This is a genomic window from Enterobacter cloacae complex sp. FDA-CDC-AR_0132, assembly GCF_003010695.1.
Classification (GTDB): Bacteria; Pseudomonadota; Gammaproteobacteria; order Enterobacterales; family Enterobacteriaceae; genus Enterobacter; species Enterobacter ludwigii.
Map to the genome: position 1 here is coordinate 3,357,944 of NZ_CP027618.1, position 13,210 is coordinate 3,371,153.

Consider the following 13,210-nt stretch of genomic DNA (forward strand, 5'->3'; position numbering starts at 1 on the left):
AGCGGAAAGAATAGGAAACGGCGCGCCAGTCTCAAAGTGGTTTTACCCATCTTTACTCAGGACGTTAGCGTTACTGCTGGTTGTTTATTCTTCAGAAAACCTTTTCAGCAGAATGAACAACGCTTTGCTTCATTTATTCAGATCAAGCTCTTATAGGTTACTGAAAAATATTGCGTTATTACACTTTGAGCGCTAAGTGTTATTTCCGGATCGTCAAAAAACAGACAATAAGGCGAAGGAAATGAAACCACAAGCACGCACGCGCTTTACACTCTCTTTGTTAACGGCAGGGATCCTGTGCGCCAGCACGGCTACCTGGGCGGCTAACGTGCCAGCAGGAACACAGCTGGCCGATAAACAGGAACTGGTCAGAAACAACGGTAATGAACCGGCCTCACTTGACCCGCATAAAGTCGAAAGCGATGTCGAATTCAATATTATCAGCGATATCTTCGAAGGGCTGGTTAGCGTTTCTCCAACTGGTGAAATACAGCCACGGCTGGCAGAAAAATGGGAGAACAAAGACAACACCGTCTGGACTTTTCATCTGCGTCCAGGCATCACATGGAGTGACGGCACCGCGATTACCGCGCAGGATGTGGTCTGGAGCTGGCAGCGTCTGACAGACCCCAAAACCGCCTCGCCGTATGCCAGCTATCCGGGCAACATGCATATTGTTAACGCCGCTGATATCGCTCAGGGGAAAAAAGCACCGGATACGCTGGGTGTAAAAGCCATTAACGATACCACGCTTGAGGTCACGCTGACTCAACCTAATGCCGCATTCCTTGCCATGCTGGCCCACCCGTCGCTGGTGCCGGTGGATAAGGTGCTCATTGGTCGGTTTGGTGATAAGTGGACCAAACCGGAGCATATCGTCACCAGCGGAGCGTATAAACTGTCGCAGTGGGTGGTTAACGAGCGCATCGTGGCGGAGCGTAACCCGCGCTACTGGGATAACGAACATACCGTTATCAATAAGGTGACCTATCTTCCGATCACATCCGAGGCCTCGGATGTAAACCGTTTTAAAGCAGGTGAAATCGATATTGTTTATACGGTGCCGATCAACCAGTTTGCCCAGCTCAAGAAAACCCTGGGTAGCCAGCTGGATGTCTCCCCGCAGCTTGCCACCTATTACTATGAATTCAACACCACCCGGCCGCCGTTCAACGACGCGCGTGTACGTAAGGCGCTGAACATGGCGCTGGATAAAGAGATCATTGCCGGGAAGGTCTTAGGGCAGGGGCAGCGTCCGGCGTGGCTTATCAGCCAGCCAGATATTGGCGGTGTGACGCTCCAGAACCCGGACTATGCCAGCTGGCCGATGGATAAACGTATCGAAGAAGCGAAAAAGCTGCTGGCCGAAGCCGGCTTTAACGCCAGCCATCCGCTGCGTTTTAACCTGCTCTATAACACCTCTGAATCGCACCAGCGCATCGCGATTGCCGCCAGTTCGATGTGGAAGAAAAACCTTGGGGTGGAGGCGAAGCTGCAAAATCAGGAATGGAAAACGATGCTCGATACGATGCATACCCACGACTTTGACGCAGTGCGCTACGCCTGGATTGCCGATTACGACGATGCTGCCACTTTCCTGAACAACTTCCGTACCGGTGACAGCGAAAACACCAGCCAGTACAGCAATCCGGAGTATGACCAGGCGCTGGTGAACGCCGCGAAAGCCAAAACACCGGCAGAGCGCGGTAAGTTCTATCAGCAGGCGGAAGATTTGCTGGCGCGCGATGTGCCTGCCATTCCGGTTTATCACTATGTCCGCACGCACCTGGTCAAACCGTGGGTGGGAGGATTCACGCCGGACAAGCTGGGGTACTATTTCACCAGGGACATGTATATCAAAAAACACTGAGCATGAACGCTGAATTTTGTGCTGATAAAATGGCCGATACGTTGTCTATTCAACCGATTAAACGCGTTTTGGCTATTTTTAAAGCGAACGAATGCGGTCACTCTTTACAGCATGCGGAGAGGTGTTTATAGTTCGCCTCACTTAGGAAGTGTGGCCGAGCGGTTGAAGGCACCGGTCTTGAAAACCGGCGACCCGAAAGGGTTCCAGAGTTCGAATCTCTGCGCTTCCGCCAGACATAAAAGCCCCGCGATAGTCATATCGCGGGGCTTTTTGCTTTTAAGGGGCAGGGATAGCACCCACAGAAAAAAATAGAAAAATTCCTGCTTTACAAGGCGCTAATAGATGTTTATAGTGCGCCTCACTTTGGAAGCGTGGCCGAGCGGTTGAAGGCACCGGTCTTGAAAACCGGCGACCCGAAAGGGTTCTAGAGTTCGAATCTCTACGCTTCCGCCAAATTTGAAACCCAGGTCGTTATGCGACCTGGGTTTTTTGTTTTTGTCGGTTTTCAGTATGCTATTGCCGTCTGGCTTGTGTCGGTGGGGCTAAGAATTCATCGGACGGATTAGTAACCGGCATCTGTTACATCTTGCTCCTGGTGTTCCAGGATAATGCCAGCGATGATGTCATTGGGGTTATCCACCCGTTCTGGTCGTTTAATGACGTGAGTCGTTCCCTTCTCAAAATAGTTAATAGCAAACATCTCATCTTCATCACGATTGCAGTGCCTGTTTTCATCAATGAGAGCATTCAGTCGTCTGGTTACATTTTCATGGTTATCGGATGTAGCCACACGATCTAAGGGAATCAGCTTCACAGGTACGCCCTTATGCATATAACTTACGGAACGATCGACACCCTTCCGAATTTTTTCAAACTACACAGAACAGGTTGTTGTTCAAGGTCGTACCCACTCCTCGAACGATACCTGAGATGCACATATCACGAGTACTGGGGCGAGGCATGCAAAAATTCCCTGTGATATTTGTTTTTCTGATGAAAATAATAAGACCCATTTAAATAAATAATAAAAATGGTGAAGGCCAGTAAATGTCGCCAATTTTTCACACAGGCAGGCACGTTCTGCCTTTCATTTTTTGATAAAAGTACAAAATCAGATATTTCATGTGATTGATGAGATTTTATACAAAGTTGTCCCTAAATTAAATTGATCACTTACTGTACACCCTTATTTCATAAGGGTTAAAGGGGTATGCAAGAAAATTCTTATAAATCAGAAAGATGATCTTTGGCTGTCAGGATTTCTTTGGGAAGCATTTTGTTACATTTTTTGATTTCCGATCGGGTGGGGAACGTTCCTACACTCCGGCCATTGGGTCTTATCCGAAATTTTTTCATTTCAGACAAATACTCAAAAATAAATATTGTGTTGACATGCTGGTGAATGGAATGCGTCCGCTATTAATTCCGGGGGTTAATTTCCATCGAATGATGTAAACCGGCAGCGACCACCTGATGCAACTGCTGGATGAACAGCCGGACGCCACCGAAGGCGATCTGCAGGAACTGCTGCGATTTTATGTGACCACTTTCAGCTGGCGCTGCTGGCCCGTTTCCAGACGGTGATTTACCGCCCGCTACATGAGGCTGCCATGCGTACCATCGTGGAAATGAAGCTCGCTCAGGTGAGCAAGCGCCTGCATCGTCATGACGGCTTGTCCACGAAAATTGAAGAGAGCCTGTATGACGCTCTGACTGCTGCCTGCCTGCTGCCGGATACCGGCGTGCGTAACGTCGACAGCCTGCTCAATCAACAAATTCTGCCGGTGCTGAGTCAGCAGTTGCTGAGACACATGGCTGCGAAGCAGAAATCCGCTTCCCTGACTCTGGGATGGAGTGAGAAAGAGGGCATCGGGCTGGAGTTTGATGTGCGCTCTGGCTCTGTAATAGAGGGGGAGTGATATGGACAGCGCAAAAGAGATTGCCAGAGATATGCTTGAGGCCATTAATATCGATGGGTCCGGTTTTTGGGGGGCAATAGGAAAAGGGTTTATTTCATTTCCAGTCAGTCTTGCCTATCTGGGGTATGATTTCATTGATACTGAGCATCGCAGAGATAATCTGGATGATAAGTTCAGGCTGGCGCGATTAGTTAAAAAGGGTGTATTTAATCATCAGGTTATTGAGCAAATCATTAAGACCTCTCTCGCAGATTTTATTTCACGCATTCACGCCGAAAAGATATCTTCTATCGTGAAAAATGTTTCCGGTTCGTTCATGGGGAAAATGGCGTTTACTGAACTAACGGGGGTAAAGCTGGGCGAAGCAATAGTATCCAGAGGTGTATCAGCCTTTTTTGCTGGAAGTTTGGCGGGCTTATTGTTATCTGCTGGTGCTGAAACATCCAGAGCAATTTATACATCAAGAGACCTCGAAGACAGAAATCCTGTTTTGCACAATAAACTCCAACGTCTGGGTGACCTGGATCTTCTTTATTTTATTGTTGAAGATATCGTTAAGCCTTTTGATACAGCTTGTGAAATAGGAGACAGAAATCCTGCCGAGTTTGATAAAGTATGCGAATACTTTTTTGGAGGCTTATGAAAACCAAGGTGATTCTTCTGGTAATCCTTTCCCGATTAATTCGCGGGGCAGGGATGGGGCTGGGTGTTTCTGGTATTGCATTTACTATTTGGTTTTTTTTCTTATCTTCAAGCGAATCCAGATACATCTGGGGTATGTTTTCGATAGCAGAATTTTTTGCAGGCTATCTTATATATCGGTTTGCTTATACATATGTTTATGATGAATAACTTTACGGTTTTGTCATCCCCTGAAAATCAATCAGGAAGATATTTACAACGTCCTACCAACAGGCATAGAGATAATGTGGCTATACGGTGGAGTAGCTAAATAAAATAATTTAAACCTTATATCGTTGTCTTTCTTTCCGTCACTGGTCATTAAGGATGTTGAAATATTACACGGAGTCAAGAGCGTGAGTCTGACAGATACACTGAGCAGTTTAATCTATACCCCGCTAAACCGTTACCAAATGGATATTCCGTCGTGTGCGGCAAATATTGACGTGGAAGGTTTCAGCGGCTCAGAAGCGATGAGTTCACTGTACAAGTACACCATCAACTTCACCAGTGCCGACAAGAACATTGATGCCCGGCAGATGCTGAGCAAGCCAGCGACGCTGACCATGGGGGCGGGTAAGCTGCTTTCCCTGACGGCGCGCAAGGTGGTTCACGGAGTAGTGACGCATTTCGAGCGTACGGGCGGTTCAGCGGATGAAGCGCAGTACTGCATCGTGCTGGAGCCGTTTCTGGCGCTGTTGGGCAATCAGTTTCGTACTCACCGTTTCTTCGTCAACAAATCAGTGCCGGAAGTGGTAGAGCAAATTCTTGGCGAGCATGGTTTGAAGGGATGGGAGTATGAGTTCAAGCTTAAACAAACTTACCCAAAACGGGAACAGATAAACCAGTACCAGGAAAGTGACCTGGAGTTTATCGAACGCCTGCTGGCCGAGGTTGGGATTTTCTACTTCTTCACTCTGCAGCCGGACACGCAAACTGAAGTGGTGCACTTTGCTGACAAGCAGAGCGCCTGGACGTTTGGCAAATCGCTACCTCTCAGCAGCCCGTCAGGGATGAATGATAATGCTGCCGAATCGGTGTGGGGCGTTAACGTTCAGCAGAACGTGGTGGAGCGTTCTGTCACGGCCAGTGACTATAACCACCGTGAAGCCCAGAACATCCTGACTTCAGTACCGGCTGACATGACCCGCGGCGACGGGGAGGGGAATACTTACGGTGATGTGTATCACTACCGGCCACGTCACCTTGAACGTGGCGATAAAATCACGCCGGCGGCAGAAACCGGTAACTTCTGGGCGCGCCTGGAGCATGAGCGCTTTCTGTCCACCCAGACCACGGTAACCGGCAGCAGCACCGACCACACCCTGGGGCCGGCGCAGGTGCTGACCATCACCGAAATGGCTATCCCACCAACACTGCCCCGCGAAACGGAGAACGGTATTGTTATTATCCGCACTGGCTACTCTGCCAGCCGTAAGAATGCCCTGAAGGTGGCATGGGTAGCGATGCCTTACTACGAGAACCGCTGCTGGCGTCCTGCTGCTAAAAAGCGCCCGGTGGTCAGCGGCACCCTGACGGCACGAGTGACCAGCGCCAAAGAGAACGATATCTACGCCTGGCAGGATGCATCAGGTATGTACCGGGTGAAATTCGACGCTGACCGCGACGACAAACGTCAGGGCATGGAAAGTATGCCGGTACGCTTTGCCAAACCTTATGGAGGCGACAAGTACGGTTTTCACTTTCCGCTGATACAGGGTACTGAAGTCGCCATTGCGTTCCATGAAGGTGACCCGGACCGTCCATACATCGCTCACGCCCTCCACGACTCCCGCCACGTTGACCACGTCACTGAAGCCAACAGCACGCGTAACGTTATCCGCACAGCTGGCCTGAACAAACTGCGGATGGAGGACAAGCGCGGCGAAGAGCACGTCAAGCTCAGTACCGAATACGGGGGTAAGACCCAACTGAATTTAGGGCACAACGTCAATGCTTCCAGGGTTCTTCGTGGTGAAGGGGCAGAGTTGCGCACTAACGACTGGGTCAGCGTTCGTGGTGGTAAGGGCATTCTGCTTACTGCAGATGCTCAGCCTGACGTCGGCAGTAAAATGCTTGAAATGGACAGGGCTGTAGAACAACTGGAGCAGGCACTCACGCTGGCAAGAAGCCTCCAGGCTGCTGCAAAAGGGGCAAAGGCATCAGTATCTGACATCGACAGTCAAAAGACGCTAAACAGCTCACTGAAATATCTAAAAATGCCGGGATTGCTGGCCAGTGCTCCCGCTGGAATAGGCATTCTCAGTCCTGAGGCTGTCCGGCTTACTTCAGGCGGGGCAAGTATTGGCCTCATGTCAGGTAAAAACACGGATATCAGCGCCGGGCAATCATTCACTGTTGCGGCAAGCGAAGCTGTAAGTTTGTTTGCACAGGCTGCAGGAATCAAAATGTATGCTGGAGCTGGGAAGGTTGACATTCAGGCGCAGGCAGATGCCATGAATGTCTCAGCATTACAGGACATCCTTGTTGCCAGTGGCCAGGGAAGCGTGAAGGTGAACGCCAGCAAGGAGCTGATTTTAAGTTGCGGTGGCGCTTATATAAAGCTTAGCGGCGGGAATTTTGAACTGGGATGTTCGGGAAATATTTTACTGAAAGCGGCCAATGTTAACCAAACGGGACCTGCAACACTTGATACTCCACCTCTTACTTTTCTTAAGGGGTATGGCGGATCGTTTACTGTTACCGATCGTGAATCAGGGGATATCAAACCATTCACGAGTTATAAAGTAACCTCTCCAGATGGCGAGGTGCTTGAAGGAATATCTGACTCGTCAGGAAAGACTGCACCGTTTTACTCCTCGACACCGGGTAATGTAAAAATCGAGTTTCCACGTGAGCAAAAGGATGAAGGACCTGGGCATTGAGTTACTGTTGATCATGATTATCACGGGTTGAAGAAGACTGCAATTATGGCAATCAACCGCTTAACCTCTATGGGAGATGAGGGGCGTGTTTTTGGTTCTGAAGGGAAAGACTATATGAATACGAAAAGAGATAAGATTCAGGAATGGCAGCCTTTGCCATCTGATGTTACAGACGAGATGGAGCAGCAATCTGTAGTACATCGTTATGGCCAACAGCGAAAGATAACGCAAACTTTTTTAGAAGGTGACGATTCCTGGGCTGTTACGGGTCAGTCTTGGCACTGGCAACCAACGACCGCTGATGATATGTATGAGGGAAATAAATGAAGTTAAGATTAAATCAGAACTATATATTATATTTTTGGGGGGTGTTTGATCTCTTTTATATTTCCAGATTTATCTGGCTGAATATCTCTCAGGGAAGAATTCCTTTAATTTCTGATATATTGTCTTTTGGCAATATTTATCCACAGCAAGAGTTTTATTCGCTAGTCCTTTTTTTATCTTCATTGCTGTTTAATATGTCGATTGTTTTTTCTGCTGTAATGCTTTTAAAAAAGTGGAAGTATGTGAATTGGATAGTTTATTTTCAAACACCATTCAGACTGTTCTTCATGATCCCTTCTATATCAATATTGCCATGGTTCTTCAAAACTATATCAATCAAACTTGGAGTGATATTTATTGCCGCTGTATTCTTGTCAGAGATAATTAAGATTGGGACATTTTATCTTACAAGAGAACAAGGCTCATAAATTTTTGTTACATCTGAATAAAGAGGGATATTTATGGCAGGCAGTTCATTAGTGACATCCGTGACACATACAGAGGCAAAAGCTACGGCTGGAAAGCAAAAACCCTACTTGGTAGAATTTCAACTGGTTGATGAGCAGGGCGAACCTGTGGCGAATATGCCATGGACTGTGGAAAGTTCTCATCCAGTTACCGGGCCGGTGGAGGGATTCACTTATTCTGATCAGAGCGATACTGACGGGATAATCAGAGTCGATATGCCGCATGGGCTGGAAATGAGGTTGACGTTAGATGGCAATCAGCTGGCTACGGAAATGGAAAAACGTGCCTTACGTGTTAGTCGCGATGCGGAAAATGATTCTATTGTGCGTCCTGAAGTTGAAGAGAAAGAGTATATCTGGCACTATGCAGTTATCGGTGAACTTTGCCGTACCCTTCCCTCCGTTAAACTACGAAAAGGAGAAGTGTGGCCGCCATTTCATTTTCCTGCAGACAAGGTTATGAAAGGGTTGACGATAAGGTCAAATCAGCTTGAAAAACGTCATGTAATAGAAATATGCCCATTCCGGGCGTGGGAAATTGTCTTACATCATCAGAAAGATTATTCGCTGGCTAATGCTATAAATTTAGGCGGAGGGGCTTGCCTGGCATATGCAGATGATAATGTGTTTGATGAAAAATCAATAACCCGCTTTTTCATAAGTCAATGTCAGGACTTAAAGAAATTACCAAAGTTTCATAAAGGTAGCAATACTTACAATGCCCTTGTATGTGATGTTCCCTATAGCGATCGCTATAATCCACCGGTATTTATGGATACATCAAAAAATACCGGTGGATCTTCATCTGATGGCGGGAGCACTCCGAAAAATAATAATGCTACAGGCAAAGCCGATGGCGATACTCAGTTATATTACGTTTATAACTCAGTAAATTCATAGTTTCATGGCGCGGCACAGCAAGTTTATATAACGTTGGAGCTGATCTTTCATTTTCTCCGGTAAATACTAAAACATGCAATGTGGATAAGACAGCATGCACCGAATTGCTTTCGGCCGGAAAAGTCCATAATGGTTTTTGGAGTGGTTATTGCCGAGTTGAACGTAAATTTGATGACCAAATACTAGAGTTAGAACAATTAGCTGGTGGCTTGAAATTGTTTATATGCGGCCATAGTTTAGGCGGTGCATTAGCTTTGATCCACTCAGTGAGGCTAAGAAGTTTAGATCCAAAGATTTATACATATGGAATGCCTCGGACATTTACAAAAAATGCTATCCAGCAATTATCCGGCATAACTCACTACCGCCATGTTAATGACAATGACCCGGTTCCTGCTGTTCCACCTGAAGCTAATGTTGACAATGAGTTATACAATTTGTGGGGACCAGTTGGTGCATTATTAGGTATGACTTGGTCCGTAGGTGAATTGATGGCATATCAATTGAAATCTTTGGGGGATTGTTTTTGGCATCATGAGAAAATCGTTGCATTTTTCACGGCAACGCAATTTAGAGAATGGAAAGAGTGTAAAATTAGTTTTCCTGAACCAGTTGGATGTATAACTTTGAGTGGCCCGCTACCAATTACAGCAAAGCTTTATCTGGTACCATCATTTGCAGAGGTGGAATCTGAAGAAGCTGGGAAAAAACAGCATGAATATAAAAAATCATTAACGGCTCATGATTTAAGTAAATATTTTCCTGAAGAGCAAAACCCATCCAGATTAGCGGATTTAACTTTTGGGGAGCACTTCATGACATCTTATATGCCTTACATTAATAACAAAATTCTTGGTTTGATTGATAAATAAGGTCTGAGTAAGAAGAAACACTTTACTGAGCATGCTGAAAATATTGTGAAATTTAAAGATCAAATTTCGGAAGAACAAAAATATATTCCCGACACTGAGCTTAAGCGAAATGAATTGTTTCTCTTGTTGGAAGATAGGCTTGATGTGGCATTAAACACGACACTCTTAATGAAAGATGGTGGTAACGCTCTGGAACGTTTTGCTTTGTATGGAGAAGAGGATATGGAAAATGCATAAGTTGATAAAAATTATCGCTGTTTGTCTGTCTGCATTTATTTTGAATAGCTGCGCACAGGCAATGGATAAAACACTTTCTCCGCCTTCAGACACGAAGTGGGTGAATGTTGAAGTTAAAAACCCATCGCGTTATACCAAACCTTTTCCACTTGAGGTGACTTACATTTCGCATAAATGTCTTAAAAACAGGACCAGTGGTTTTGATGGTTCGTCGGTCACTGAACCGAGCTATAACGGAACGAAAATCCCGCTCCAGCAGCAGGGTAAAAGCGATGTCTGGATTGCTAAGGTTGCGATGAGAGGCGGTGGGTCATGTGACTGGACATTAAGCGAGTTCAATTTAGGAATTGAGTATATAAATGCAACGCATCTTGGAGAAGGCCTTGCTCCTGGAGCTGCAGTAGGTGCAACGATTGCATTTGATAACGATGCATCAAGAAATGGTCAGTTCACCTTCGTGAAGGGGGATGTTAGGTTAACTCCGAAATATTATCCATATATAAGAGAGTGGCATTTGGTAAGGCAAAAAAATGAGCTAACCTTTCTTGCAAAGGAAAGATTTTTTTCTTATAGGGCGGAGGGGGCGACAGCGATATCATATATGCCAATGATTGATGAAAGTAAAGTTGTTAGATATATAGAGCCAAGAAAAAAAACGGATGACTCTCATCCCACTATAATATACCCGGATGGAACAGTTGTATCTGACGGTTCAACTTTTCCTGACTTTGATAAAGTAGAAGGAATGAAAAGTAAATGATTCTTTTATGCTTGTATAGTTGTATCTGTTATATCCGGGGGTATAGGAATGCATAAGTTGATAAAAATTATCGCTGTTTGTCTGTCTGCATTGATTTTGAATAGCTGTGCACATGCAATGGATAAAACACTCTCGCCGCCTTCTGACACGAAGTGGGTCAATATTGAAGTAAAAAAACCGTCTCAGTATACAAAACCCTTCCCGCTGGAAGTCAGATATATCTCGTATGAATGCATGAAAAAGAGAATCAGTGGATTTGATGGCTCAGTTGTCACAGAACCCAGCTATAACGTTATCGGGATCCCTATGATGCAAAGAATTGGAGATGTTTGGGAAGCAAAAGTTGCTATGACTGGTGGCGGTTCATGCAAATGGACTTTAAGTGCAGTAAATGTAGGTATTGAATATATAGATGCGACTCATCTTGGAAAGGATCTCATCCCAGGCTCCGCTGTGGGCGTAACGGTTGCATTTGATGCTGATGCTTCTAGAAATGGGCAATTTGAAATTATCAGTGGAAATAAATTCAATTACACCCCTAAATATTACCCCGTATTAGAAAGGTGGAGTACTCAAAAGAACTCTACAAAATCAGATAAACTGAACTTGTTTGGGGAGAAAAGTTCTTTTTTTGATGTACGTATGATTATAAAAGATAATGATGTTTGGGTGAATTACCATCCAACAATCGATGAGGATAAGAAAGTTGAGATGATGTTCCCTTATGAAAAGAAAAAAGGAGTGGCATTCACTTTTATATATCCTAATGGTGAAAGGGTGTCATCGCGAGAAATAAAACCTGACTTTAAAAAACTTGATGAAATGAACGTTAATTGATTCTTATTTATTGTTCGAGGATTCAACATGACAAAAGGCTTGGTTTTGCTTGGTGACAAAACTTCTCATGGTGGAAAAGTGATCTCCGCCTCCTCCAATATTACTGTCGATGGGAAAAAAGCCGCATTAGTTGGCGATATGGCCAGCTGCCCGGTAGAAGGGCATGGAACTAATCCTATCGTGGAAGGATCACCGCACCTTTAACGGTCGCGCTGTTGTCGTCGATGGCTGTAAATGTCAGTGCGGTTGTATTGTAATTTCAAGTGCTCAGTACCTGCCAGGCAGAGCAGGCACCACTGCTTGCCAGGATGATGAAGCGTCAGGCCAGTTATGCTGCCATGAGGGATCGTTTTATCGTCCGTTCCGCTGTTTTTGAGGTGATATCGGTGATTATGGACATGCTTTTTCTCCGAAGCCCGGTATGCCGTTTGTTTTGACTATCCGTGGATCCCGCCAAATCCGAAAACCCTGCGATAGCAATATCGCAGGGTTTTTTCGTTCTACAACCCAATCACCAGTTCCCCTGTATGGCTTCGCGAGCAGCACAGCGCCACCTGCTGGTCTGCCGCGTTTTTCTCCGCCTCCGACTGCACGCTATCCCGGTGATCCACTACGCCGTCGATAACCGGCGTCAGACAGGCGCCGCAAATCCCCATTTCACAGGAGAGGGGTACCGCCACGCCGTTTTCCAGCAGCACCTGCGCGATAGTTTTGTCCGCCGGCACTGGCCAGCGCTCGCCGGTTGATGCCAGCTTGACTGTAAAAATCTCGCCCGTTTCATTACAGTCGGCGGGCATAACGGGCTGGAATGCTTCGCTGTGAAGATTGCTCTCAGCCCAGCCTCTCGTGAGGGCGACCTGATACACTTTCTCCATAAAACCTGCCGGCCCGCAGACCCAGGCGTGGAAACCGGGCGCTGGCGTGGGCATGTGCTCTGCCAGCGCAGTGCGCGGGCTGATGGTATGGATGACACACTCGCCGTGTTTAAATTGCATGAGTTCACGTGCAAACGCCGCGTTGCCATGCTCTTTAACGTAATAGTGCAGCGTAAACGGGGTGCCGGAAGCCTCCAGCTGCCGGGCCATCGCATACAAGGGCGTTATGCCTATCCCTGCCGCCAGCAGCAAGAAGCGTTCAGCCTCGTGCAGCGCAAACAGATTGCGCGGTGAGGAGATAAGCAGTTTCTGCCCCGGACGTAGCGTCTCGTGAACATAGCGTGACCCGCCGCGCGAGGCGGCTTCACGTCCTACGCAAATAAGATAGCACTCGCTGTCGCTTGCCCCGGTCAGCGAATACTGGCGAACCAGCCCGCAGGGCAGATGCACGTCAATGTGCGCCCCGGGCTGCCAGCCCGGCAGGGGTTCACCGCATTCTGACACCAGCCTGACGGCGAGACTCTTATCCCCCTCACGCCAGAGACCGTCGACAATAACGCTCAACATTTCGCTCATCACG

The 13,210-nt window shown here is 46.8% G+C and carries 13 protein-coding genes, 2 tRNA genes and 2 pseudogenes; 15 read left to right on the plus strand and 2 right to left on the minus strand.

Going from position 1 to position 13,210, the window contains the following annotated elements:
• Nucleotides 1–241 precede the first annotated feature (241 nt).
• The 3 genes from AM379_RS16140 to AM379_RS16150 all read left to right on the plus strand — a co-directional run bounded on the left by AM379_RS16140 (nt 242) and on the right by AM379_RS16150 (nt 2,323).
• Nucleotides 242–1,870, plus strand: a complete 1,629-nt coding sequence (locus AM379_RS16140; protein ID WP_068794471.1) for an ABC transporter substrate-binding protein — start codon at nt 242–244, stop codon at nt 1,868–1,870.
• Between the two features lie 144 nt (nt 1,871–2,014).
• A tRNA-Ser gene (locus AM379_RS16145) sits at nt 2,015–2,102 on the plus strand.
• 133 nt (nt 2,103–2,235) lie between these two features.
• Nucleotides 2,236–2,323, plus strand: a tRNA-Ser gene (locus tag AM379_RS16150).
• Nucleotides 2,324–2,432: 109 nt separating this feature from the next.
• On the opposite strand, the gene AM379_RS16155 is transcribed toward AM379_RS16150, so the two are convergent.
• Nucleotides 2,433–2,684 carry a DUF4942 domain-containing protein gene (locus tag AM379_RS16155; RefSeq protein ID WP_305963117.1) on the minus strand — a complete coding sequence of 84 codons (252 nt, stop codon included), beginning with the start codon at nt 2,682–2,684 and terminating at the stop codon, nt 2,433–2,435.
• Between the two features lie 644 nt (nt 2,685–3,328).
• Here AM379_RS16155 and AM379_RS16160 point away from each other — a divergent pair.
• The 12 genes and pseudogenes from AM379_RS16160 to AM379_RS16205 all read left to right on the plus strand — a co-directional run.
• Nucleotides 3,329–3,789 (plus strand): annotated as a pseudogene (locus AM379_RS16160) (type VI secretion system ATPase TssH); the annotation flags it as partial.
• A 1-nt stretch (nt 3,790) separates the two neighbouring features.
• Nucleotides 3,791–4,432, plus strand: coding sequence for a hypothetical protein (locus AM379_RS16165; RefSeq protein ID WP_106503903.1), 642 nt, complete (start codon nt 3,791–3,793; stop codon nt 4,430–4,432).
• Nucleotides 4,429–4,641 (plus strand): hypothetical protein, encoded by a 213-nt coding sequence (locus AM379_RS16170; RefSeq protein WP_106503904.1) that lies wholly within the window; start codon nt 4,429–4,431, stop codon nt 4,639–4,641. Before AM379_RS16165 ends, AM379_RS16170 begins: the two co-directional genes overlap by 4 nt.
• Nucleotides 4,642–4,826: 185 nt before the next feature.
• Entirely contained in the window at nt 4,827–7,355 is a 2,529-nt protein-coding gene (locus tag AM379_RS16175) for a type VI secretion system Vgr family protein (RefSeq protein ID WP_106503905.1), read from the plus strand.
• Nucleotides 7,356–7,400: 45 nt separating this feature from the next.
• Nucleotides 7,401–7,682, plus strand: a complete 282-nt coding sequence (locus AM379_RS16180) for a hypothetical protein (protein WP_106503906.1) — start codon at nt 7,401–7,403, stop codon at nt 7,680–7,682.
• Nucleotides 7,679–8,110, plus strand: coding sequence for a hypothetical protein (locus AM379_RS16185; protein WP_106503907.1), 432 nt, complete (start codon nt 7,679–7,681; stop codon nt 8,108–8,110). The genes AM379_RS16180 and AM379_RS16185 overlap by 4 nt, the downstream gene beginning before the upstream one ends.
• A 33-nt stretch (nt 8,111–8,143) precedes the next feature.
• Nucleotides 8,144–9,049, plus strand: coding sequence for a hypothetical protein (locus tag AM379_RS24370; protein ID WP_236900300.1), 906 nt, complete (start codon nt 8,144–8,146; stop codon nt 9,047–9,049).
• Nucleotides 9,046–9,921 carry a lipase family protein gene (locus AM379_RS24375; protein ID WP_236900331.1) on the plus strand — a complete coding sequence of 292 codons (876 nt, stop codon included), beginning with the start codon at nt 9,046–9,048 and terminating at the stop codon, nt 9,919–9,921. Before AM379_RS24370 ends, AM379_RS24375 begins: the two co-directional genes overlap by 4 nt.
• Before the next feature lie 45 nt (nt 9,922–9,966).
• A complete protein-coding gene (locus AM379_RS24380) occupies nt 9,967–10,158 on the plus strand; it encodes a hypothetical protein (protein ID WP_236900301.1) in 192 nt (63 codons plus the stop codon).
• Entirely contained in the window at nt 10,151–10,918 is a 768-nt protein-coding gene (locus AM379_RS16195; protein ID WP_106503908.1) for a hypothetical protein, read from the plus strand. The genes AM379_RS24380 and AM379_RS16195 overlap by 8 nt, the downstream gene beginning before the upstream one ends.
• Before the next feature lie 48 nt (nt 10,919–10,966).
• Nucleotides 10,967–11,755 carry a hypothetical protein gene (locus AM379_RS16200; protein ID WP_106503909.1) on the plus strand — a complete coding sequence of 263 codons (789 nt, stop codon included), beginning with the start codon at nt 10,967–10,969 and terminating at the stop codon, nt 11,753–11,755.
• A gap of 27 nt (nt 11,756–11,782) precedes the next feature.
• Nucleotides 11,783–12,023 (plus strand): annotated as a pseudogene (locus tag AM379_RS16205) (PAAR domain-containing protein); the annotation flags it as partial.
• Nucleotides 12,024–12,255: 232 nt separating this feature from the next.
• Here the strand turns inward: AM379_RS16205 and AM379_RS16210 are convergent.
• On the minus strand, nt 12,256–13,206 hold the full coding sequence (locus AM379_RS16210; protein ID WP_106503910.1) for a PDR/VanB family oxidoreductase: 951 nt from the start codon (nt 13,204–13,206) through the stop codon (nt 12,256–12,258).
• Nucleotides 13,207–13,210 lie beyond the last annotated feature (4 nt).

Coding starts and splice junctions, on each gene's coding strand:
- AM379_RS16185 (WP_106503907.1), top strand. CDS start 7,679: ATGAAGTTAAGATTAAATCAGAACTATATATTATATTTTTGGGGGGTG.
- AM379_RS16210 (WP_106503910.1), bottom strand. CDS start 13,206: ATGAGCGAAATGTTGAGCGTTATTGTCGACGGTCTCTGGCGTGAGGGG.
- AM379_RS16170 (WP_106503904.1), top strand. CDS start 4,429: ATGAAAACCAAGGTGATTCTTCTGGTAATCCTTTCCCGATTAATTCGC.
- AM379_RS16200 (WP_106503909.1), top strand. CDS start 10,967: ATGCATAAGTTGATAAAAATTATCGCTGTTTGTCTGTCTGCATTGATT.
- AM379_RS16140 (WP_068794471.1), top strand. CDS start 242: ATGAAACCACAAGCACGCACGCGCTTTACACTCTCTTTGTTAACGGCA.
- AM379_RS16165 (WP_106503903.1), top strand. CDS start 3,791: ATGGACAGCGCAAAAGAGATTGCCAGAGATATGCTTGAGGCCATTAAT.
- AM379_RS24370 (WP_236900300.1), top strand. CDS start 8,144: ATGGCAGGCAGTTCATTAGTGACATCCGTGACACATACAGAGGCAAAA.
- AM379_RS16180 (WP_106503906.1), top strand. CDS start 7,401: ATGGCAATCAACCGCTTAACCTCTATGGGAGATGAGGGGCGTGTTTTT.
- AM379_RS16195 (WP_106503908.1), top strand. CDS start 10,151: ATGCATAAGTTGATAAAAATTATCGCTGTTTGTCTGTCTGCATTTATT.